This window comes from Streptomyces sp. NPDC045998, from assembly GCF_056430285.1.
Genome location: NZ_JBWKLJ010000001.1, coordinates 690,778 through 712,138, shown reverse-complemented (window position 1 = coordinate 712,138; position 21,361 = coordinate 690,778). Strand labels below are relative to the sequence as shown.

General features: G+C 72.3%; 23 protein-coding genes. 9 read left to right on the top strand and 14 right to left on the bottom strand.

Annotation, left to right across the window (positions count from 1 at the left end; genetic code table 11):
* Window positions 1–3: 3 nt before the first annotated feature.
* The 4 genes from AC07FJ_RS03210 to AC07FJ_RS03195 all read left to right on the top strand — a co-directional run bounded on the left by AC07FJ_RS03210 (window position 4) and on the right by AC07FJ_RS03195 (window position 4,441).
* Window positions 4–798, top strand: coding sequence for a thiazole synthase (locus tag AC07FJ_RS03210; RefSeq protein WP_361414506.1), 795 nt, complete (start codon window positions 4–6; stop codon window positions 796–798).
* Window positions 799–926: 128 nt separating this feature from the next.
* Window positions 927–2,876, top strand: a complete 1,950-nt coding sequence (gene pknB, locus AC07FJ_RS03205; RefSeq protein ID WP_479044675.1) for a Stk1 family PASTA domain-containing Ser/Thr kinase — start codon at window positions 927–929, stop codon at window positions 2,874–2,876.
* Window positions 2,877–2,882: 6 nt separating this feature from the next.
* Window positions 2,883–3,731, top strand: coding sequence for a deoxyribonuclease IV (locus AC07FJ_RS03200; RefSeq protein ID WP_479044673.1), 849 nt, complete (start codon window positions 2,883–2,885; stop codon window positions 3,729–3,731).
* An 83-nt stretch (window positions 3,732–3,814) separates the two neighbouring features.
* Entirely contained in the window at window positions 3,815–4,441 is a 627-nt protein-coding gene (locus tag AC07FJ_RS03195) for a DUF4396 domain-containing protein (RefSeq protein ID WP_479044670.1), read from the top strand.
* Between the two features lie 28 nt (window positions 4,442–4,469).
* Here the strand turns inward: AC07FJ_RS03195 and AC07FJ_RS03190 are convergent, their stop codons facing one another.
* Window positions 4,470–5,102, bottom strand: coding sequence for a sulfite oxidase-like oxidoreductase (locus AC07FJ_RS03190; RefSeq protein WP_479044668.1), 633 nt, complete (start codon window positions 5,100–5,102; stop codon window positions 4,470–4,472).
* Window positions 5,103–5,276: 174 nt separating this feature from the next.
* Here AC07FJ_RS03190 and bfr point away from each other — a divergent pair, with 174 nt between their 5' ends.
* Complete coding sequence (gene bfr, locus AC07FJ_RS03185) at window positions 5,277–5,756, top strand: bacterioferritin (protein ID WP_479044666.1); 480 nt, start codon at window positions 5,277–5,279, stop codon at window positions 5,754–5,756.
* Between the two features lie 12 nt (window positions 5,757–5,768).
* Here the strand turns inward: bfr and AC07FJ_RS03180 are convergent, their stop codons facing one another.
* The gene (locus AC07FJ_RS03180; RefSeq protein ID WP_361414494.1) at window positions 5,769–6,017 is read right to left on the bottom strand and encodes a (2Fe-2S)-binding protein; all 249 of its coding nucleotides are present in this window, start codon (window positions 6,015–6,017) and stop codon (window positions 5,769–5,771) included.
* 201 nt (window positions 6,018–6,218) lie between these two features.
* Window positions 6,219–7,565, bottom strand: a complete 1,347-nt coding sequence (locus AC07FJ_RS03175; protein ID WP_361415177.1) for a class II 3-deoxy-7-phosphoheptulonate synthase — start codon at window positions 7,563–7,565, stop codon at window positions 6,219–6,221.
* Window positions 7,566–7,655: 90 nt separating this feature from the next.
* Between AC07FJ_RS03175 and AC07FJ_RS03170 the strand changes: the two genes are divergently transcribed.
* Together AC07FJ_RS03170 and AC07FJ_RS03165 are read left to right on the top strand one after the other, a co-directional pair.
* Complete coding sequence (locus AC07FJ_RS03170; protein WP_468293381.1) at window positions 7,656–7,721, top strand: trp operon leader peptide; 66 nt, start codon at window positions 7,656–7,658, stop codon at window positions 7,719–7,721.
* A 99-nt stretch (window positions 7,722–7,820) separates the two neighbouring features.
* On the top strand, window positions 7,821–9,758 hold the full coding sequence (locus AC07FJ_RS03165; RefSeq protein WP_479044664.1) for an anthranilate synthase family protein: 1,938 nt from the start codon (window positions 7,821–7,823) through the stop codon (window positions 9,756–9,758).
* Here AC07FJ_RS03165 and AC07FJ_RS03160 read toward each other — a convergent pair.
* The 5 genes from AC07FJ_RS03160 to AC07FJ_RS03140 all read right to left on the bottom strand — a co-directional run bounded on the left by AC07FJ_RS03160 (window position 9,745) and on the right by AC07FJ_RS03140 (window position 14,689).
* Window positions 9,745–10,758, bottom strand: coding sequence for a 2-hydroxyacid dehydrogenase (locus tag AC07FJ_RS03160; protein ID WP_479044662.1), 1,014 nt, complete (start codon window positions 10,756–10,758; stop codon window positions 9,745–9,747). The two genes, AC07FJ_RS03165 and AC07FJ_RS03160, sit on opposite strands and share 14 nt — an antisense overlap.
* 86 nt (window positions 10,759–10,844) lie before the next feature.
* Entirely contained in the window at window positions 10,845–11,873 is a 1,029-nt protein-coding gene (locus tag AC07FJ_RS03155; RefSeq protein ID WP_479044660.1) for a 6-phosphofructokinase, read from the bottom strand.
* A gap of 137 nt (window positions 11,874–12,010) precedes the next feature.
* Window positions 12,011–12,682, bottom strand: a complete 672-nt coding sequence (locus tag AC07FJ_RS03150; protein WP_479044658.1) for a response regulator — start codon at window positions 12,680–12,682, stop codon at window positions 12,011–12,013.
* Complete coding sequence (macS, locus tag AC07FJ_RS03145; RefSeq protein WP_479044656.1) at window positions 12,679–13,890, bottom strand: MacS family sensor histidine kinase; 1,212 nt, start codon at window positions 13,888–13,890, stop codon at window positions 12,679–12,681. Before macS ends, AC07FJ_RS03150 begins: the two co-directional genes overlap by 4 nt.
* 28 nt (window positions 13,891–13,918) lie before the next feature.
* Window positions 13,919–14,689 (bottom strand): lysophospholipid acyltransferase family protein, encoded by a 771-nt coding sequence (locus tag AC07FJ_RS03140; RefSeq protein ID WP_479044654.1) that lies wholly within the window; start codon window positions 14,687–14,689, stop codon window positions 13,919–13,921.
* Between the two features lie 206 nt (window positions 14,690–14,895).
* Here AC07FJ_RS03140 and AC07FJ_RS03135 point away from each other — a divergent pair, with 206 nt between their 5' ends.
* Window positions 14,896–15,675 (top strand): alpha/beta hydrolase, encoded by a 780-nt coding sequence (locus AC07FJ_RS03135; RefSeq protein WP_361414482.1) that lies wholly within the window; start codon window positions 14,896–14,898, stop codon window positions 15,673–15,675.
* On the top strand, window positions 15,668–16,246 hold the full coding sequence (locus AC07FJ_RS03130; RefSeq protein WP_479044651.1) for a hypothetical protein: 579 nt from the start codon (window positions 15,668–15,670) through the stop codon (window positions 16,244–16,246). Before AC07FJ_RS03135 ends, AC07FJ_RS03130 begins: the two co-directional genes overlap by 8 nt.
* Window positions 16,247–16,268: 22 nt before the next feature.
* On the opposite strand, the gene AC07FJ_RS03125 is transcribed toward AC07FJ_RS03130, so the two are convergent.
* The 6 genes from AC07FJ_RS03125 to AC07FJ_RS03100 form a co-directional block, all read right to left on the bottom strand.
* On the bottom strand, window positions 16,269–17,036 hold the full coding sequence (locus AC07FJ_RS03125) for an endonuclease/exonuclease/phosphatase family protein (protein WP_479044648.1): 768 nt from the start codon (window positions 17,034–17,036) through the stop codon (window positions 16,269–16,271).
* 68 nt (window positions 17,037–17,104) lie between these two features.
* Window positions 17,105–18,046, bottom strand: coding sequence for an ROK family glucokinase (locus AC07FJ_RS03120; RefSeq protein ID WP_361414476.1), 942 nt, complete (start codon window positions 18,044–18,046; stop codon window positions 17,105–17,107).
* 79 nt (window positions 18,047–18,125) lie between these two features.
* On the bottom strand, window positions 18,126–18,581 hold the full coding sequence (locus AC07FJ_RS03115; protein WP_479044646.1) for a DUF5304 domain-containing protein: 456 nt from the start codon (window positions 18,579–18,581) through the stop codon (window positions 18,126–18,128).
* A 49-nt stretch (window positions 18,582–18,630) separates the two neighbouring features.
* Window positions 18,631–19,788: an ArsA family ATPase gene (locus AC07FJ_RS03110; protein ID WP_479044643.1), complete on the bottom strand. Its 1,158-nt coding sequence runs from the start codon at window positions 19,786–19,788 to the stop codon at window positions 18,631–18,633.
* A 118-nt stretch (window positions 19,789–19,906) separates the two neighbouring features.
* Complete coding sequence (locus AC07FJ_RS03105) at window positions 19,907–20,353, bottom strand: SRPBCC family protein (RefSeq protein WP_479044641.1); 447 nt, start codon at window positions 20,351–20,353, stop codon at window positions 19,907–19,909.
* Between the two features lie 54 nt (window positions 20,354–20,407).
* Entirely contained in the window at window positions 20,408–21,184 is a 777-nt protein-coding gene (locus tag AC07FJ_RS03100; RefSeq protein ID WP_479044638.1) for a metallophosphoesterase family protein, read from the bottom strand.
* Window positions 21,185–21,361 lie beyond the last annotated feature (177 nt).

The following is a 21,361-nucleotide window of genomic DNA, read 5'->3' as shown; positions in this document are numbered from 1 at the left end:
ACCATGGCGGACGACCGTCTCACCATCGCCGGGACCGCCTTCGACTCCCGGCTGATCATGGGTACGGGCGGGGCGCCCAGCCTCGACGTGCTGGAACGCGCCCTCGTCGCCAGCGGCACCGAGCTGACGACCGTGGCGATGCGCCGCCTGGACCCGACCGTCCGGGGCTCGGTCCTGTCCGTCCTCGACAAGCTGGGCATCCGCGTCCTGCCGAACACCGCGGGCTGTTTCACCGCGGGCGAGGCGGTCCTGACGGCCCGGCTCGCGCGGGAGGCGCTCGGCACGGACTGGATCAAGCTGGAGGTGGTGGCCGACGAGCGGACGCTGCTGCCCGACCCGATCGAGCTGCTCGACGCCGCCGAGACCCTGGTCGACGACGGCTTCACGGTCCTGCCGTACACCAACGACGACCCGGTGCTCGCGCGCAGGCTGGAGGACGTCGGCTGTGCGGCGATCATGCCGCTGGGCTCGCCGATCGGCTCGGGGCTCGGCATCCGCAACCCGCACAACTTCCAGCTGATCGTGGAGCACGCGCGCGTGCCGGTGATCCTGGACGCGGGCGCCGGTACGGCGTCGGACGCGGCGCTCGCCATGGAGCTGGGGTGCGCGGCGGTGATGCTGGCATCGGCGGTGACGCGGGCGCAGGAGCCGGTGCTGATGGCCGAGGCGATGCGCCACGCGGTCGAGGCGGGCCGCCTCGCGTACCGCGCCGGGCGGATCCCGCGCCGGCACTTCGCGGAGGCGTCGTCCCCGGTGGAGGGGCGCGCGGTCCTGGACCCGGAGCGGCCGGCGTTCTGACGGCGACACCTCCGGCGCCCCTCCACGGGGCGCCGGAGGTGTCGTCGGTGTCACAGCTCGGCTGCAGTCACGGCAGGGGCCCGTACGGGGCGGCGGGGGTGTCGGTGCGGGCTCGTAGACTCGGGCGGGTGGATACGACCCTGCACGACCCGCTCGTGGGCCAGCTGCTCGACGGCCGCTACCGAGTCGAGGCGCGCATCGCCGTCGGGGGCATGGCCACGGTGTACCGGGCCGTGGACACCCGGCTCGACCGGGTGCTCGCGCTCAAGGTGATGCACCCGGCCCTCGCCACGGACGCGACCTTCGTCGAGCGGTTCATCCGCGAGGCCAAGTCCGTGGCGCGGCTCTCGCACCCGAACGTGGTCGGGGTCTTCGACCAGGGCGCCGACGGGGCGTACGTGTACCTCGCCATGGAGTACGTCGCGGGCTGCACCCTCCGCGACGTGCTGCGCGAGCGCGGCGCCCTGCGCCCGCGGGCCGCGCTCGACATCCTGGAGCCGGTGCTCGCGGCGCTGGGGGCCGCGCACCGGGCGGGCTTCGTCCACCGGGACATGAAGCCGGAGAACGTCCTGATCGGGGACGACGGCCGGGTCAAGGTCGCCGACTTCGGGCTCGTCCGGGCCGTCGGCGCCGCCACGAACACCACCGGTTCCGTGCTCGGCACCGTGTCCTACCTGGCGCCGGAGCAGATCGAGGACGGCGCCGCCGACACGCGCACCGATGTGTACGCGTGCGGCGTGGTCCTGTACGAGATGCTGACCGGCGCCAAGCCGCACTCCGGCGACACGCCCGCCCAGGTCCTCTACCAGCACCTGAACGCCGACGTTCCGGCCCCGTCCGCCGCCGTGCCCGGGCTGGCCGTCGAGCTGGACGAGCTGGTGGCGCTGGCCACGGCCCGCAACCCCGAGGTCCGCCCGTACGACGCCGTCGCGCTCCTCGCGCACGCCCGCGAGGCGCGGGCCGCGCTCGGCGACGAGCAGCTGGACCTGGACCCGCCGTCGGTACGGGCGCAGCCGCCGGCCGAGGTGCCCGCGGCGGACGGGGCCGGCGGCCCGGAGGACGTGACCAGCGTGATCGCGCGCCCGCTGCCCGAGCCGCAGGAGCCGGTCCACCACACCAGCCGCCTGGAGGTGCCGCCGGCCCTGCAGCCTCCGGCCCCGGAGCCCGACCGGCCGGCGGCGGTGCGCGCCCCCCGGCGCGGCATGATCGCCGCGCTGGTGGCCGTCCTGATCGTGCTGGGGGTCGGCGCGGGCGTCTGGTACATCAACTCGGGGCAGTTCACCCGCGTCCCGACGCTCCTCGGCCAGACCCAGGCCGAGGCGGAGAAGCGGCTCACGGACGCCGGCCTCGACGTCAAGGGGGTCAAGCGGGCCTACAGCAGCGCCTACGAGCGGGGCACGGTCATGGCCAGCGACCCCGCCCCCGGCGAGCGGATCCGTGACAACGGCTCCGTGACGCTCACGATCTCGCGCGGCCCCGAGATCGTGAAGGTCCCCGACCTCAAGGGCAAGCCGCTCGCGGAGGCGAAGCGCGAGCTGACCAAGGCCGGTCTCGCGCCGGGCGTGGTCACCAAGGCCTTCAGCGAGGACGTCGAGCCGGGTGCGGTGATCGGCACCGACCCGGAGCCCGGCACCGAGCGCAACCCCGACTCCGCCGTCGCCCTCGTGGTCAGCCGGGGCGCCCCGGTCGACGTCCCGGACGTCACCGGCGACCCGGTCCGGGACGCCACCCGTACGCTGGAGGAGGCCGGGTTCACCGTGAAGGTCGCCCCCGAGCGGGTGCACTCGGCCCAGGACGCGGGCGCCGTCGCCAGCCAGTCCCCGGCCGACGGCCGCCAGGCCGCCAAGGGCGACACGGTCACGCTCACCGTCTCCAAGGGCCCCCGCATGGTCGCCGTTCCCGACGTCACGGGCGACGGCGTCGACGACGCGCGGCGCGAATTGGAGGCCGCGGGCTTCCAGGTGAAGGTCGAGAAGGCCTTCCCCTTCCTGAGCGACACCGTGAGCGAGCAGTCCGTAGCCGGCGGCGAGAAGGCCCCCGAGGGCAGCACCATCACCATCAAGACCAAGGGAATCTGAGCACCCATGCGCAACCCCGTCGGCGGCCATGTCCCCGTGGCCGGCGGCCTCGCCAAGACCGGCCTGTCGTACGCACGCGAGCTCGGCGCCGAAACCGTCCAGGTCTTCGTCGCCAACCCCCGCGGCTGGGCGACCCCCGCCGGGAACCCGGTGCAGGACGAGCTGTTCCGCGCCGAGTGCGCCGCCGAGGGGATACCGGCGTACGTCCACGCCCCGTATCTGATCAACTTCGGCTCCCACACCGAGGCGACCGTCGAGTTCTCGGTGGCGTCGCTGCGCCACTCGCTGCGGCGCGCCCGGGAGATCGGCGCGCTGGGCGTGGTGGTGCACACCGGTTCGGCGACCGGGGGCCGCCCCCGCGAGGAGGCCCTCGCGCAGGTGCGCACCCACATGCTGCCGCTGCTCGACGAGCTGACGCACGACGACGACCCGTTCCTGCTGCTGGAGTCGACGGCCGGGCAAGGCGCCTCGCTCTGTTCCCGGACCTGGGACTTCGGCCCGTACTTCGAGGCGCTCGACGCCCACCCCAAGCTGGGCATCTGCCTCGACACCTGCCACATCTTCGCGGCCGGGCACGACCTCACCGGGGAGCACGGCATGCGGCAGACGCTGGACCTGCTGGTGGAGACGGTCGGGGAGGGCCGCCTGAAGCTGATCCACGCCAACGACTCCAAGGACGTGGTGGGCGCCCACAAGGACCGTCACGCGAACATCGGCGCCGGCCACATCGGCGAGGAGCCGTTCCGCGAGCTGATGCGCCACCCGGCGACGGAGGGCGTGCCGCTGATCATCGAGACGCCCGGGGGGAAGGAAGGCCACGCGGCGGATGTGGGGCGGCTGAAGAAACTCCGGTGACGGTGACCCCTTGAGGGAATACCCCTAGGGGGTATACGGTTCTTGCTGTCGGCAGGAACCGCTACCAGGCGTTGGGGGATCTCATGCGGCACGACAGCCACGCGGAGCACAGCGAGCAGGCGCACCAGCACCACGCACAGCACCAGCAGCCCGAGAGCCACGAGCACCACGGCCACGAGCAGCACGCACCGCAGGACCAGCACGGCCACGAGCACCACGACCACGAGCAGCACCAGCATCACGAACATCACCAGCACCACACGGGCGCGGGCAAGGTCAGCTGGTCCATGGCCGCCCAGGCCACCCTCCACTGCCTCACCGGCTGCGCCATCGGCGAAGTCCTGGGCATGGTCATCGGCACCGCCCTCGGCTGGGGCAACGTCCCCACCATGGCCCTGGCGATCGTCCTCGCCTTCACCTTCGGCTACGCGCTCACCCTGCGCGGCATCCTCAAGGCCGGCGTCGACTTCAAGACCGCCTTCCGGGTCGCCCTCGCCGCCGACACGCTCTCCATCGCCGTCATGGAGATCATCGACAACGGCGTACTCGCCCTCTGGCCCGGCGCCATGGACGCCCACCTGACGGACGCGTTCTTCTGGGGGGTCCTCGCCTTCGCCCTCTTCGCCGCCTTCGTCATCACCACACCCGTCAACAAGTGGATGATCGGCCGCGGCAAGGGCCACGCGGTGGTGCACCAGTACCACCACTGACGACGTGACCGGTTACCCGGGAGGGGTACTACAGCTCCGGGCCGTCCCCCGGCTCCTCCTGGTACGAGTACCGCTGCTCCCGCCACGGGTCGCCGATGTTGTGATAGCCGCGCTCCTCCCAGAAGCCGCGGCGATCGGCGGTCATGTACTCCACGCCCCGGACCCACTTGGGCCCCTTCCAGGCGTACAGGTGCGGCACGATCAGCCGCAGCGGGAAGCCGTGCTCGGCGGTGAGGAGCTCACCGTCCTTGTGGGTGGCGAAAATCGAGCGGTCCGACGCGAAGTCCGAGAGCCGCATGTTGGCGCTGAAGCCGTACTCCGCCCAGACCATCACATGGCTGACCCCAGTGGCCGGCGGCGCCAGCTCCAGGATCGTACGGGCGGGGACGCCACCCCATTCGGCCCCCACCATGCTGAATTTCGTCACGCAGTGCAGGTCGGCCACGACCGTGGAGAACGGCAGGGCCGAGAACTGCTCGTGGGTCCAACTGTGCTTCTCGCCGTCCGCCGTGGCGCCGAAGACCTGGAACTCCCAGCGGTCCGGCTTGAACTTGGGGACGGGGCCGTAATGGGTCACCGGCCAACCGCGCTGCAGTCGCTGGCCCGGCGGAAGCTCGGACTCCCCTGACGCCCGGTTTTCCTCGCTCCCTGGGTGACCCATGCCTCAATGGTGACAGACCGGGAGGGGTGGTCATGACCAGGGACGGGACGGTACAGGCCCGCATTCGGGCAAGTCCCACTAAGCCTGTACTTACTGGACGACCTCTCCCGGCGGTGCGAGGATGCGCGGCATCGGCATGTGCCATCGTTCACACGCGCGGAAGGAGCCTCTGCGATGCAGGGCGACCCCGAGGTCATCGAATTCCTCAACGAGCAGCTCACCGCCGAGCTGACGGCGATCAACCAGTACTTCCTGCACGCCAAGATGCAGGAGAACATGGGGTGGACGAAGCTCGCGAAGTACACGCGTGCGGAGTCGTTCGACGAGATGAAGCACGCCGAGGTGCTGACCGACCGCATCCTCTTCCTGGACGGCCTGCCGAACTACCAGCGGCTGTTCCACGTCCGGGTGGGCCAGACGCTCACCGAGATGTTCCAGGCGGACCGGCAGGTCGAGGTCGAGGCGATCGACCGGCTCAAGCGCGGCATCGAGGTGATGCGCACCAAGGGCGACATCACGTCGGCGAACATCTTCGAGTCGATCCTCGCGGACGAGGAGCACCACATCGACTACCTCGACACGCAGCTGGACCTGATCGACAAGCTCGGCGAGGCGCTCTACATCGCCCAGCTGATCGAGCAGCCGGACAGCTAGCGCACCCGGACCTTACGCGGCTTCGGCCAGCGGTTCGGCGGTCTCCGGGACGTCGGCGGTGAGGGCGGGCCTGCCCTGGTCCACCAGCTCGCGCCGGGGGCAGTTGCCGCGGCCGAGGATGGCCTGGATGCGGCGTACACAGGACCCGCAGTCGGTGCCGGCCTTGCAGGCGGACGCTATCTGGCGGGGCGTGCAGGCGCCGGCGTCCGCGTGTTCCTTGACCTGCTTCTCCGTGACACCGAAGCACGAGCAGACGTACACGCGGTCACCTCCCTGCGGATCCGGAAACGGGTCGGACGGCCAATGGTTCTGGGAGCCCTTCCCGATTCCTCGGTGAGGCTAACCTAACCTTACCCCGCACCCCCGGAGCGCAACAGCGGGGAAGCCGACGAAAACGCCGATGGGGCGCGGATCACATGGATCCGCGCCCCATCGGCGTTTCAAGGCTGTTTCAAGCCAAGATCACTGGTCGCGGTACATCTCCGCCACCAGGAAGGCCAGGTCCAGCGACTGGCTGCGGTTGAGCCGGGGGTCGCAGGCGGTCTCGTAGCGCTGGTGCAGGTCGTCGACGAAGATCTCGTCGCCGCCGCCCACGCACTCGGTGACGTCGTCGCCGGTCAGCTCCACGTGGATGCCGCCCGGGTGCGTACCGAGCTCCTTGTGGACCTCGAAGAAGCCCTTGACCTCGTCGAGCACGTCGTCGAAACGGCGCGTCTTGTGGCCGGAGGCCGCCTCGAAGGTGTTGCCGTGCATCGGGTCGGTCACCCAGGCCACCGTGGCACCGGACGCCGTGACCTTCTCGACCAGCTCGGGGAGCTTGTCGCGGACCTTGTCGGCGCCCATGCGGACGATGAAGGTCAGCCGGCCCGGCTCGCGGTCCGGGTCGAGGCGGTCGATGTACGTCAGCGCGTCGTCGACCGTCGTCGTCGGGCCCAGCTTGATCCCGATGGGGTTGCGGATCCGCGAGGCGAACTCGATGTGCGCGCCGTCCAGCTGGCGGGTGCGCTCACCGATCCAGACCATGTGGCCCGAGGTGTCGTACAGGTGCCCGGTCCGCGAGTCGACGCGGGTCAGCGCCGACTCGTAGTCCAGCAGCAGCGCCTCGTGGGAGGCGTAGAACTCGACCGTGCGGAACTCGGCCGGGTCGGTGCCGCAGGCCTTCATGAAGTTCAGCGCGTTGTCGATCTCGCGCGCCAGCTGCTCGTAGCGCTGACCGGACGGCGACGACTTCACGAAGTCCTGGTTCCAGGCGTGCACCTGGCGCAGGTCGGCGTAACCGCCGGTGGTGAAGGCGCGCACCAGGTTCAGCGTCGAGGCGGACGCCTGGTACATGCGCTTGAGCCGCTGCGGGTCCGGGACGCGGGCCGCCTCGGTGAACTCGAAGCCGTTGACGGAGTCGCCGCGGTAGGTCGGCAGGGTCACGCCGTCGCGGGTCTCGGTCGGCTTGGAGCGCGGCTTGGAGTACTGGCCGGCGATCCGTCCCACCTTCACGACGGGTACGGAGGCGGCGTAGGTGAGGACGGCGCCCATCTGGAGCAGCGTCTTGAGCTTGTTGCGGATGTGGTCGGCGGACACGGCGTCGAACGCCTCGGCGCAGTCGCCGCCCTGGAGCAGGAACGCCTCGCCCCTGGCGACGGCTCCCATCCGGGCGCGCAGCTGGTCGCACTCGCCTGCGAAGACGAGCGGCGGATACGACTCGAGGTCCGCGATCACATCGCGCAGAGCCTCGGCATCCGGGTACTCGGGCTGCTGCGCCGCGGGCAGGTCTCGCCAGGTGTTGCCACCGGTAGCGGTGGTCTTAGCGTTCACGGTCACCTGACCAACCTTACGGGTTCTTCCGATACGTCCATCTGTGAGCCCACCTGATGAGACAAGGAATCTTGGGGTAGTGTGCGGCTCATGTACGCACAGCAGACCCAGACGACCCAGAACTGGTGGTGGACCGCTCATCCGGCGGCCCACTGACTCGCGTACGCACCGACACCGCGAAGGCCGCCCGAGGGGCGGCCTTCTTCCGTTTCACGGGCCGTTCCTCCCCCTCCTCCCGGAAGGAACGCACACACCATGGACCTCGGTCGACTCCTCGACGACACCTGCCCGCCCTTCGCCCTGCTGCGCCGCCGAACACCCGGCCGTGACCATGACACCGTCGAGGTGCTGATCGGCGCGGTCCACGAGGCGGAACGCCTCGCCGACCTCCCCGTCGGGGCGCGGCCCGCGCTCGCCCTGGTGCCGTTCCGGCAGCTGCGGGAGCGCGGCTTCGACGTACGCGACGACGGGACGCCGCTGTCGGTGCTCGTCGCCGACGAGGCGTACGAGCTGCCGCTCGCGGAGGTCCTGGAGCGGCTGCCCGCGCACGACGTGGTGGTGGAGGGCGGGGCCTTCGACGTCTCGGACGAGGAGTACGCCGGGACCGTGCGGCGGGTCATCGAGGACGAGATCGGGCGGGGCGAGGGCGCGAACTTCGTCATCCGGCGTACGTACCGGGGCGCGGTCCCCGGGTTCGGGCGGCGGGACGCACTGGCGCTGTTCCGGCGGCTGCTCGCCGGTGAGCGGGGCGCCTACTGGACCTTCGTCGTCCACACCGGCGAGCGCACCCTGGTGGGCGCGAGCCCGGAGGTGCACGTCCGCATGTCCGGCGGGACGGTGGTGATGAACCCGATCAGCGGCACGTACCGGTATCCGGCGGGCGGGCCGACGGCCGAGGACCTGCTCGCCTTCCTCGCCGACCGCAAGGAGACCGACGAGCTCTCCATGGTCGTGGACGAGGAACTGAAGATGATGTGCACCGTCGGCGACATGGGCGGCGTGGTGGTCGGGCCGCGGCTGAAGGAGATGGCCCACCTGGCGCACACCGAGTACGAGCTGCGCGGCCGCTCCTCGCTGGACGTGCGGGAGGTGCTGCGCGAGACGATGTTCGCGGCCACGGTCACCGGGTCGCCGGTGCAGAACGCCTGCCGCGTCATCGAGCGGCATGAGAGGGGTGGGCGGGGTTACTACGCGGGCGCCCTGGCGCTGCTCGGGACGGACGCGAGCGGGGCGCAGACGCTGGACTCGCCGATCCTGATCCGTACGGCCGACATCACGGCCGACGGCGAGCTGCGCGTCCCGGTCGGCGCCACGCTGGTGCGGCACTCGGTGCCGGAGAGCGAGGTCGCCGAGACGCACGCCAAGGCGGCGGGGGTGCTGGCGGCGCTGGGGGTGCGCCCGGGGCGGCCGCGCGAGGAGTCCGTACGGCCGGCGCGGCTGGCGGAGGACCCCCGGGTGCGGGCGGCGCTGGACGCGCGTCGCGCCGACCTGGCGCCGTTCTGGCTGAGGATGCAGGACCGGCCCGCCGCCCCGGCCGCCGGGCACGCGCTGGTGGTGGACGCGGAGGACACCTTCACGGCGATGCTCGCGCACGTGCTGCGCGCCTCGGGCCTGGAGGTGACGGTCCGCCGCTACGACGAGCCGGGGCTGCGGGAGGCGGCGCTCGCGCACGAGGGTCCGGTGGTGCTGGGGCCCGGGCCCGGCGACCCGGGCGACCTGACCGATCCGAAGATGCGGTCGCTGCGGGCGCTCGCCGCCGAGCTCGTACGCCGGGCGGGCGGCCACCCGCACGGGCCCGCCCGTCTCCCGGCCACCACCCCTCATCGAGGCCCTGCGGGCCACGTGACCCTCGGGGTGTGCCTCGGGCACGAGCTGATCGCGGCCGAGCTGGGGCTGCCGATCGTGCGCAAGGAGGTGCCGTTCCAGGGGGCCCAGGTGCGGATCGACCTGTTCGGCACGCCGGAGACGGTGGGCTTCTACAACAGCTTCACGGCCCGCTGCGACGACGGTGCCGCCGCCGAGCTCGCGGCGCACGGCGTGGAGATCAGCCGCGAGGCGGCGACGGGCGAGGTGCACGCGCTGCGCGGGCCGGGCTTCGCGGGCGTGCAGTTCCATCCGGAGTCGGTGCTGACGCTGCGCGGCGCGGCGGTCGTACGGGAGTTGCTGCGGGAGCTGGAGGTCAGCCCGCGGTGAGGCCGCCGGGCGGCGGGACCAGGACGTTCTCGCCGCGGCGGCCGGCCTCGTAGTCGGTGATGTTCCGCACCGTCGTCGCGATGATCTCGGTCACCGCGTCGACGGTGTAGTACGCCTGGTGGGAGGTGACCACGACGTTCGGGAAGGTCATCAGCCGGGCGAGGGTGTCGTCGGTGACGGGCTCCAGGGACTTGTCCAGGTAGAAGAGCCCGGCCTCCGCCTCGTAGACGTCGAGGCCGACGCCGGTGAAGCGGCCGGCGCGCAGCTCGGTGACGAGGGCGTCCGTGTCGATCAGACCGCCGCGGCTGGAGTTCACCAGAATGGCGTCGTCCTTCATGGCCTTGAGCGCGGCGGCGTCGACCAGGTGGCGGGTCTCCGGTACCAGCGGCACGTGCAGGCTGAGGACGTCGGAGGCGGCGAAGAGCTCCTCCTTCTCGACGTACCGCATGCCGAGCGCGACGCACGCGGGGTTGGGGGCGACGTCCCAGCCGAGGAGCTCCATGCCGTAGCCGTGGGCGATCCGGGTGAACGCCTCGCCGATCCTGCCGGTGCCGACGACGCCGGCCGTGCGGCCGTGCAGGTCGTGGCCGAGCAGTCCGTCGAGGCGGAAGTCGAAGTCGCGGGTGCGGATGGCGGCGCGGACGAGGCGGCGGTTGACCGCCATCGCGAGGGCCCAGGCGAATTCGGCGACGGAGTACGGCGAGTAGGAGGAGACGCGGGCGACGGTGAGGCCCAGTTGCTGGGCGGCGGTCAGGTCGATGTTGTTGAAGCCGGTGGAGCGCTGGGCGATCATCCGCGTGCCGCCGGCCGCGAGGGCGTGCAGCACGCGGGCGTCGAGGTCGGCGTTGACGCTGGTGGAGACGGCTTCGTACCCGGCGGCGAGGGGGACGGTGTCCCCGGTGAGGAAGACGTCCAGGCAGCGGAGGTCGTGCCGGCCCGCGAAAGCCGCCTCCATCAGCGGCTTCTCGTCCGTCTGCACGCCGAAGGCCAGGACTTCCACGGTCTGTCTCCCTCCGCCCGGATAGGGCGAATATACGACCGCCCCCGGGCCCGCGCCGGTCGGCCGGAACCGGCCGGCGCGGCCCGTCAGCCGAAGAAGACGTCGGCCTCCTCGTACAGCTTCGGGTCGACCGTCTTCAGGCGGGCCGTCGCCTCGCGGATCGGGACGCGGACGATGTCCGTGCCCCGCAGGGCGACCATGGTGCCGAAGTCGCCGTCGCGTACGGCGTCGATGGCGTGCAGCCCGAAGCGGGTGGCCAGCCAGCGGTCGAAGGCGCTCGGTGTGCCGCCGCGCTGGACGTGGCCGAGGACGGTGGTCCTGGCCTCCTTGCCGGTGCGCTTCTCGATCTCCTTGGCCAGCCACTCGCCGACCCCGGAGAGCCGGACGTGGCCGAAGGAGTCGAGCGTGCCGTCCTTCAGCACCATGTCGCCGTCCTTGGGCATGGCGCCCTCGGCGACGACGACGATCGGCGCGTACGAGGCCCGGAAGCGCGAGGTCACCCAGGCGCAGACCTGGTCGACGTCGAAGCGCTGCTCGGGGATGAGGATGACGTTGGCGCCGCCGGCGAGGCCGGAGTGGAGGGCGATCCAGCCGGCGTGACGGCCCATCACCTCGACGACGAGGACCCGCATGTGGGACTCGGCGGTGGTGTGGAGGCGGTCGATGGCCTCGGTGGCGATCCCGACGGCGGTGTCGAAGCCGAAGGTGTAGTCGGTGGCGGACAGGTCGTTGTCGATGGTCTTGGGCACGCCGACGCAGGGGACGCCGTACTCGTCGCCGATGCGGGCGGCGACACCGAGGGTGTCCTCGCCGCCGATCGCGATGAGCGCGTCCACCTCCTCCTTGGCGAGGTTCCGCTTGATGCGGTGGATGCCGTCCGCCGCCGTGAGGGGATTGGTGCGCGAGGAGCCGAGGATGGTGCCGCCGCGCGGCAGGATGCCGCGCACGGCGGGGATGTCGAGGCGCACGGTGTCGCCCTCCAGGGGGCCTCGCCAGCCGTCCCGGAAGCCGGTGAACTCGTAGCCGTACTCCTGGACACCCTTGCGGACGATGCCGCGGATGACCGCGTTCAGGCCGGGGCAGTCTCCGCCGCCGGTCAGTACTCCCACCCGCATGGACCGTTTCCCTTCGTCGTCGCCGAGGGCTGCACGGTCACGGTAAGGGTGACCCAGCTCACTCCGGGACGGTACGAAAGGTGAATTCCGGGCGGGCGTAGGGAAGTTACGCGCGCCCAGCGCATACGTCAGCGCGCTTACGCGTCGTCCAGGCCGCGCTCTATCGCGTACCGCACGAGCTCGACGCGGTTGTGCAGCTGGAGCTTGCCGAGCGTGTTCTGGACGTGGTTCTGGACGGTGCGGTGCGAGATGACCAGGCGCTCGGCGATCTGCTTGTAGCTCAGGCCCTTGGCGACCAGCCGCAGCACCTCGGTCTCGCGCTCGGTGAGCTGCGGCGCCTTCGGCTCGTCCCGCCCGGTGGCGGGGGCGGGGTCGGAGGCCAGCCGCCGGTACTCCCCGAGGACGAGCCCGGCCAGGCCCGGCGTGAAGACCGGGTCCCCGACGGCGGTACGGCGCACGGCGTCGATCAGCTCCTCGGTGCTGGCCGACTTCAGCAGGTAGCCGGTCGCGCCGGACTTCACCGCCTCCAGCACGTCGGCGTGCTCGCCGCTCGCGGACAGCACCAGCACGCGCAGCGCCGGGTTGGCGGCGACGAGCTCCTTGCAGACCTGGACCCCCGGCTTGGCGGGCAGGTTCAGGTCCAGCACGAGGACGTCCGGGGAGACCGCATGGGCGCGGCGGACCGCCTGCTCCCCGTCCCCCGCGGTGGCGACCACGTCGAACCCGGCCTCGGCCAGGTCGCGGGCGACCGCGTCCCGCCACATCGGATGGTCGTCGACGACCATCACCTTCGTCTGCTGCTGCGTCATCTCGTCGCCTTCCCCCGTGGAACCTTCAATTCGACTTCTGTGCCCTGGCCCGGGACCGAGATCAGCTCGGCCGTGCCGCCCAGGTCGCGGAGCCTGCCGCGGATGGAGAGCGCCACCCCCATGCGTCCCTCTCCCTCCGCCTGCGCGAGCCGCCCCTCCGGGATGCCCGGCCCGTCGTCCCGTACCGTCACGATCACCTCGTCGGGCCAGTCCTCGACGAGGATCCACGCCTGGGCACCCTGGCCGGCGTGTCTGCGGACATTGTCCAGGGCGGCACTGACAGCGGCCGCCAGCTCCTTCGCCGCGGCGGGCGGCAGCAGCACCGGAGCACCCGGTTCCGAGAAGGTGACCCGCGATCCGGCGTGCGGGGCGAGCAGCGTGCGCAGGTCGACGGGGGCGCCGGGGGCGGTGTCGTCGTCCGGCTCCTCCACCACGCGGACCACCGCGCCCTGGGACTCGTCCTCGGAGACGTACGAGGCCGGGGTCAGGCCGCCCGCGACCAGGGTGCGCAGCGCCACCTCCTGCTCCCCCGCCATCCGGCCGAGCTCGGCGGCCTCGCCGCCCAGGGCGGTGCCCTTGCGCTGGACCATGGCCAGCACCTGGAGGACGGAGTCGTGGATGTCGCGGGCCAGCCGCTCGCGCTCGCGGGTGGCGGCCTCGATCTCCAGGGCCCGCGCGAGGGTGCGCTCGGAGGCGCGGGCCACCTCCACGACGTAACCGATGGCGATGGAGGCCACCCACACGAGCAGCACGTTGTGGAGGGTGTCCCGGCTGGGCTGGCCGCGTTCGACGATGTTGGCGACGGCCACCAGGGACGAGGCGAGGGCGGCCCAGCGCCAGCCGCCCTTGATGGCGTACGCGAGGACCGAACCGGCGGTCCAGATGGTCGGCAGCGTCGAGCCGTCGAACGTCTGGGCGTGCACGTCGGCGAGCGGCGTCAGCAGGATGCCGGTGAGGGCGAGGGTGAGGTCGGCGACGAGGAACCGCTTGGTGCAGCCGGCGGCACCGGCGACCTTCGGGAGGGTGGCCAGCGTCCACACCGACATCACGGCGAGGAAGGCGACGGCCACCCAGGGGCGCTCGAACTTGTCGCGGGTGAAGACGAACAGCAGCACCGCGTACACCATGGTGAGCACGCGGTACGCGGTCAGGGCACGCCACAGCGGCTGCTCGACGGACATGCGCACGACGCGCTCGCGCTTGGCCAACTTCCCCACCCCTGGATGTACGGCGCGCTCAGGCGCCGGGCTGCTCGCGCTCGGCCTTCGCCGCTTCCTTCGCGGCCTCCTTGGCCGCTTCCTTGGCCGCTTCCTTGGCCGCTTCCTTGGCCGCCTTCTCGGCGTCGGCGATCTGGCGCTTGGCGGCGGTCGCGTAGATGTCGACGTACTCCTGGCCGGACAGCTTCATGATCTCGTACATCACCTCGTCGGTGACCGAGCGCAGGATGAACCGGTCGCCGTCCATGCCGTGGTAGCGGCTGAAGTCCAGCGGCTTGCCGATGCGGATGCCCGGGCGCATGAGCTTGGGGACGACCTTGCCGGGCGGCTGGATCTTCTCGGTGTCGATCATCGCGACCGGGATGACCGGCGCCCCGGTGGCCAGCGCCACGCGCGCGAGGCCGCCGGGCTTGCCGCGGTAGAGCCGGCCGTCCGGCGAGCGGGTGCCCTCGGGGTAGATGCCGAAGAGCTCACCGCGCTCGATGACCTCGATACCGCTCTTGATCGCCGCCTCGCCGGCGCCGCGGGCACCCGAGCGGTCCACCGGCAGCTGGCCGACGCCCTTGAAGAACGCGGCCGTCAGCTTGCCCTTCACGCCGGGCGAGGTGAAGTACTCGGCCTTGGCGATGAAGGTCACCTTGCGGTCGAGGACCGCGGGCAGGAAGAAGGAGTCCGAGAAGGAGAGGTGGTTGCTCGCGAGGATCGCCGGCCCCTCGGCGGGAATGTTCTCGAGGCCCTCCACCCAGGGCCTGAAGGCGAGCTTCAGCGTCCCTCCGATGGAGAACTTCATTGCGCCGTAGATCAAGTTTCGAGTGCCTCTCCTGTGTTCCGTCGAACAGACCATAACCCGTGCGGCGCCTGGGCTCTTCCTGATGGGCTGATGGGTGGGACGACGGCTCTGGTCGGTGTCAGTCCGGTCGCGTACGGTGAAGTACACCTCCTTCCCGAGATCCACCCCCGCCCCATCGATCACCCTTTCCCGAACAGGAGACCCCCGTGCCGGTCGTCCCCGGAGCCGAGCCGTACCGCCACGAGGGCGGCCGGGTCGGCGTGCTGCTCTGTCACGGTTTCACCGGCTCGCCGCGGTCCATGCGGCCCTGGGCCGAGTACCTGGCCGCGCGCGGCCTGACGGTGTCGCTGCCGCTGCTGCCCGGGCACGGCACCCGCTGGCAGGACATGCAGGTGACCGGCTGGCAGGACTGGTACGCGGAGGTGGACCGCGAGCTGCGGGCGCTGCTGGCGCGGTGCGAGCAGGTCTTCGTCTTCGGGCTCTCCATGGGCGGGGCGCTCACCCTGCGGCTCGCCGCCCGGCACGGCGACGCCGTACGGGGCATCGTGCTGGTGAACCCGGCGAACAAGATCCACGGGCTCGCCGCCCACGCGCTGCCGGTCGTGCGCCACCTCGTCCCGTCGCGGCCCGGCATCGTGGACGACATAGCCAAGGAGGGCATGACGGAGGCCGGGTACGACCGGGTGCCGCTGCACGCCGCGCACTCGGTGCGGCGGTTCTTCCGGATGGTCGACGGCGAGCTTCCGCAGGTCACGCAGCCGGTGCTGCTGCTGCACAGCCCGCAGGACCACGTGGTGTCGCCGGCCGACTCGGCCCGCATCCTGAGCCGGATCTCCTCGGTGGACGTCCGGGAGGTCCTGCTGGAACAGAGCTACCACGTGGCGACGTTGGACCACGACGCGGAGCGGATCTTCGAGGAGAGTTACGCGTTCATCGGCCGGCTCGCTCCGGGCGTCGGCGAGAAGGGGAGCACCACCGGTGGCTGAGCAGCACGACTCGGACAAGCGGGACGAGCAGCCGTTCGACGAAGAGGCGGCGTGGGCGGCGATCGTCGCCGGGTACGGCGAGGAGCCGGCGGACCCGCCGGGCGTGAAGCCGTTCACGTTCAAGGCCGTGGAGGACCTGCCGCTGCCGGAGGGCGACGTCAACGGGGACCTTGAGGACGGCGGCGGGGAGACCCGCGACGCGGGCGGGGCCGCCGACCGGCCGCTGGGCAGCTCGGTGGTCTTCGCCCCCGGCGTCGGAGGTGGCGGCCCGCGCGACTACGAGCTGCCCGAGGCCAAGGAGGACGACCTCGACGCATCGGACGAGGGCCACTTCGTGCCACCGGAGCCGCCCCCGCTGCCGGAGGCGGACACGACCGCGAAGTTCGCGTGGCTCGGCGTGGTCGGCGGCCCGGTGCTGATGCTGGTCGCGGTGCTGCTGCAGTGGGACATGACGTGGTGGCTCACCACGCTGTGCGTCGGTGGCTTCGTCGGCGGCTTCCTCACCCTGGTGGCCCGGATGCGCCACGGCGACGAGGAGGACGACGACCCGGGCCGGGGCGCCGTGGTCTAGGGCCTGATCCCGAAGACAGGCCCTAAACGGTCCGGGCGGCGTCGCCGGGCACCCTGAGCGCCGCCAGGACCGGGAGGTGGTCCGTGGCCGCGCGCAGGTCCGTGTCCGTGATGCCCGGCAGGCCCCGCGGGACGCCGCAGCCGAGCACCTCGACGCCCTTCGTGGCGAAGACCGCGTCGATCCGCTTGCGCGGCCCGCCGGGCGGCCAGGTGAGCTCGCCGCCCCAGGGCCGTACCGCCCAGCAGTCCTGGAGCTCGGCCGCGAGCCGCCGGAACGCGGTCCCGTCCGGCTCGTCGTTGACGTCGCCCGCCACGATCGCGTGCGGCGCGTCCAGGGCGGCCAGCCGGTCCAGCGCCATCCCGGCCTGGGCGTACCGCTCGTCGGAGCTCAGGCTCAGGTGGCAGCCGACCAGCCCGAGCCGGGCGCCCCCGACGCGTACGACGGCCGTCGCGAGGCCCCGCCGGTGCAGGCCGGGCGTGAGCGGCAGCAGGACGTCCTCGGTGCGCTCGACCGTCACCCGCAGCGAGCACAGCAGCAGCGGACCGGCCGCGCTCGCGCCACCCGTCAGCACGACCAGCTCGCTCTTCTTGGCCAGACGCGCGGCGTGCTTGCGCCACCGGAAGAAGCGGGGCGCCTCCTGGACGAAGACGACGTCGGGCCGGCACGCCCGGATCACCCGCGCGAGCGCGTCCTCGTCGTCGCGCAGCGAGCGGACGTTGTAGCTCAGCACCCGGATGACGGCGGAACCGTCGGGCTCGGTACGGGAGTTGGGCAGGTCGTCGAGCGTCATAGCAGCACGATATGACGGTGCCCGCCGCATCCGGGTGAGGACGCGGCGGGCACCGTGAGACGGAACGATCAGCCCTGGCGGGCCAGGTCCGCCGCGCCGACGAGCCCGGCCTTGCCGCCCAGCTGGGCCGCGAGCACCTGGGCGTGCGGACGGTAGCGGCCGCCCACCAGCCAGCGGCGGAAGGACTTGCGGATCGGGCCGAGGACCAGCTCGCCCTCGTCCGAGACACCGCCGCCGACGATGAACGCCGACGGGTCGAACAGCGACGCCAGGTCGGCGAGGCCCGCTCCGGCCCAGCGGGCCAGCTCGCGGAACGAGTCGACGGCGACCGGGCAGCCCTGGCGGGCGGCGTCGCTGATGTGCTTGCCCTCGATGCCCTCGGGGGTGCCGTCGCCCAGCGCCAGCAGGATCGTGGCGTTCTCCGGGGTGGCGGCGGCGCGCTGCTTGGCGTACCGCACGAGGGCGCGCCCGGAGGCGTACTGCTCCCAGCAGCCCTGGCTGCCGCAGCCGCACAGCAGACCGTCCGGCACCACCCGGATGTGGCCGAACTCGGCGGCCACGCCGAAGCGGCCGCGGCGCAGCTTGTTGCCGATGATGATGCCGCCGCCGAGCCCCGTGCCGAGGGTGATGCAGATGACGTCGTCGTGGCCCTGGCCGGCGCCGAAGCGGTACTCGCCCCAGGCGGCGGCGTTCGCGTCGTTCTCCACGACCACCGGGAGGCCGGTGCGCTGCTCGACCTTGTCCTTCAGCGGCTCGTGCCGCCAGTGGATGTTCGGCGCGAACAGGACGGTGGCGCGCTTGTCGTCGACGTAACCGGCGGCACCGATGCCGACCGCCTCGATCTCATGGCCCTTGCCCGCTTCGGCGACGGCGGCGCAGATCGCGTCGACGATGCCGTCGGCGGTCGGCGGGGTGGGCACCTTGTGGATGTCGAGGATCGTGCCCTCTTCGTCGACCACTCCGGCCGCGATCTTCGTGCCGCCGATGTCGACGCCGATGGTGAGTCCCATGTGTCCCTCAGTTTTCGGTCGAGCCCCGCTACGGCCAACCGTACCCGAGGGCGGGCACGGAGCTCTCGGTCCCGGCCCCTCAGTCCAGGTCGATGTGCTCGCTCGGGTCCGGGCCTTCGCGGTCGTCGCGACTCTGGCCGCCGTCGCGGCCGTCGTCCTTCCCGGCCGCCGGCCGGCCCTGGGTCCAGCGGCGCTCCTGGCCCTCGACGGCGGAGCGGTACGCGGCGAGCAGTTCGCTGCCGGCGGCGGCGAGGTGGTCGAAGACCTCGGGGTTGCGCTCGATCACCGGCTCCACGGCCGACTTGGCCTGGCTGACGAGCTGCTGCACGGCGTTCTGCGCGCCCGCGCCGAGCAGCGGGGTGCGCAGCGAGGCGACCTTGTCGGCGACCGCGTCGACGAGCTTGCGCAGCTCCTCGGCGGCGGTGCCGGGCGGCGGTCCGGCCGGCCCGCGGCGGCGCGCCCGCTCGGCGTCCAGGTCCTCGGCGCAGGCCCTCGCCCAGGCGTCGGCGTCGGGATGCTGGGTGGCATCGCTCATGGCGTACTCCTGCGGCTGCTGCGGCTGTGTGGCTGGGTCACCCTCGACGTTACCGCGTACGGGGCCACAAATCCGGGTCGGGTGTGAAGCGCACGCTCAGCACGCCGTCCGCGAGGCCGGCGCCCGAGACGATGCAGCGGCGCAGGGCGGACGGCAGCGGGACGATGCGGCGGAACGGGCCGACCGTGAGTACGAGTTCGTCGCCCCGGCGGACGAGCCCGAGGTCGGGCTTGCCCGCTCCGGGCAGCGGGATCCGCCAGACCAGGACGCCGTCGGGGTCGCGGCGGTCCTCGACGGCCCACTCCGGCGCGGGCCGGGCGCTGCCGGGAGGTACGTCGAGGGGCGCGAGGTCGCCGGCGGAGCGGGGCGCGTGCCCCAAGTGCGGCACCTCCCGCACCGCGTCCACGCCGTCGCCGAGGTCCTCGTACAGCGCCTTCAGGTGGTCCTGCTGCTGGGCGGCGAGGCCGGAGAGCCACGGGTCGGGGGAGGCGGTCGGCAGGATCCGGTTGGCGACGGCCGTGTCGACGGCGAGGCCGTACAGGGCGAGCCCCGCGCGGGCGGTGCGCAGCGCGGCGGTGGCGGCCGGTCCCGGCTCCGCCACGAGCCGCACCGAGGTCGTCGGGGCCTCGACGAGCGCCTGGACGGCGGCGAGTTCGCCGTCCCAGCGGCCCGCGGTCTCGTACAGCCACTCGGCGGGCATCGGTACGCCGGCGAGCTGCGCGAGCATCGGCCGCAGCGCGCGGGCGGCCTGCCGCTCGGGCGGCAGCAACCGCCGCAGGTAGCGGCGCAGCTGCGCGGGCAGGGCGAGTACGGCGAGGGCGTCGGGCAGCGGCGGCATGTCGACGACGACGAGGTCCCAGTCCCCGGCGGCGGCGTCCCGCAGCGCCCGCAGCAGCGCGAACCGGTCGCTGCCGGGCAGCTCGGTGAGCTCCTCCTCCGCGAAGGGGGCCGCGCCCAGCAGACCGAGCGCGGCGCCGGCGCGCTCCTGGAAGGCGAGGAGCTCGGCGCGGAAGTACGCGCCGGAGTCGATGCGGCGGACGACGGGGCCGTCACCGTCCGGGAAGCGGTCCCGGAACCACTCGCCGGGCGCCCGGTCGGCGGTGACGAGCAGGACCCGCCGCCCCTGCCGGGCGCTGCCGAGAGCGGTCGCGGCGGCGAGGGTGGTGCGGCCGGCGCCGCCGGGGCCGGTGACGAGGAGGGTGCGCATGCCGCCCCACGCTACCGGGGCGGCCCCGGGCGGCCGGGACGAGGCCCGGGCCCGGGGGCCATGAACGTGCGGTGCGGTGCCGGGCGTCGTGAGCCCGGCAAGACCCGAAAGACAGGTCCTAGGACGCGGTCGACTCGACGCGCTTCTTCAGGCCGTCCAGGGCCCGGTCGATGATGACCTTCTCGGCCTTGCGCTTGATCATGCCGAGCATCGGGATCTTGACGTCGACCGTCAGCCGGTACGTCACCTTGGTGCGGGCGCCGCCCGCGAGCGGGGCCAGGTGGTACGTGCCGTCCAGCGCGCGGAGCATCTGGGACTTGACCAGCGTCCAGCTGACCTCGTCGTCGCCGGTCCAGGTGTACGCCAGGGTGTGCTCGTCCCTGATCGCGCCCGCGTCCAGCAGCAGCCGGACCTTCTCGGCGCGGCCGGCGGCGTCCGTCGAGAGGACCTCCGCCTCCTTCACCTCGCCCGTCCACTCGGGGTAGCGCGCGAAGTCGGCGATCACGCCCATGACGTCGGCCGGCGCCGCCTCGATCTCAATGCTCGAGCTGGTGTGTTCCGCCATCGCTGTGGCTCCTTGGGTGAGTCTGAGGTGGGAAGGTTATCGCGTGGCCGCGGCTCACCATTCCAGGGCCCACGGCGTCCCGGTCGACGCGAAATGGCCGACGTTCACGCACTCCGTCGCCCCCACCCGCATCCGCCGCACCAGCGGCTGGTGGACGTGCCCGAACAGCGCGTACCGCGGCTTCGTCCGCCGGATCGCCGCGAGCAGTGCCCGGCTGCCGCGCTCGAAGCGGCGGGCGACCGTGTCGTAGGTGAGCTCCGGCAGCTCCGGCGGGATGTGCGAGCACAGCACGTCCACCTCGCCGAGCGCCTCGACCTTCGCCGCGTACTCCTCGTCGGAGATCTCGTACGGCGTGCGCATCGGGGTGCGCAGCCCGCCGCCGACGAAGCCGAAGACGCGGCCGCCGATCTCGACGCGCTGCCCGTCCAGGACGGTGGTGCCGGGGCGGGCGTACTCGTGCCACAGACCGGGCATGTCGACGTTCCCGTACGTCGCGTACGTCGGTGTCGGGAAGGCGGCGAACAGCTCGGCGTACTGCGTGCGCACGGCCGCCTCGATGGCGCTCTCGCGGTCCACGTCCAGCTCGGCCCAGAGCCGGCGGCCCAGCTCGCGGGCCTCGTCGAAGCGGCGGGCGGTGCGCAGTTCGACGAGGCGGTCGGCGTTCTCGACGCCGAAGAGGTCGGGGAAGATGCCGCGCGAGTGGTCGTGGTAGTCGAGGAAGAGGACGAGGTCGCCGAGGCAGATGAGGGCGTCCGCGCCGTCCCCCGCCTTGGCCAGGTCCTCGGCGTTCCCGTGGACGTCACTGATCACGTTGACCCTCGTGCCTCGCATAACCCCCCACCCTAAGTGCTCGGACCTGCGGTTACTTCCGAGTCTTCCCGACTGTGGACTACTGTGCGCGAAGCACCCCCGAACACGTGTGACGCAGCGAACATTCGGCCGGGGCCCCTATCGGGAACCTAGTACCGGTCGGTAACGTCCGGGCAGTCCAGTCGTGCTCACCCCCAC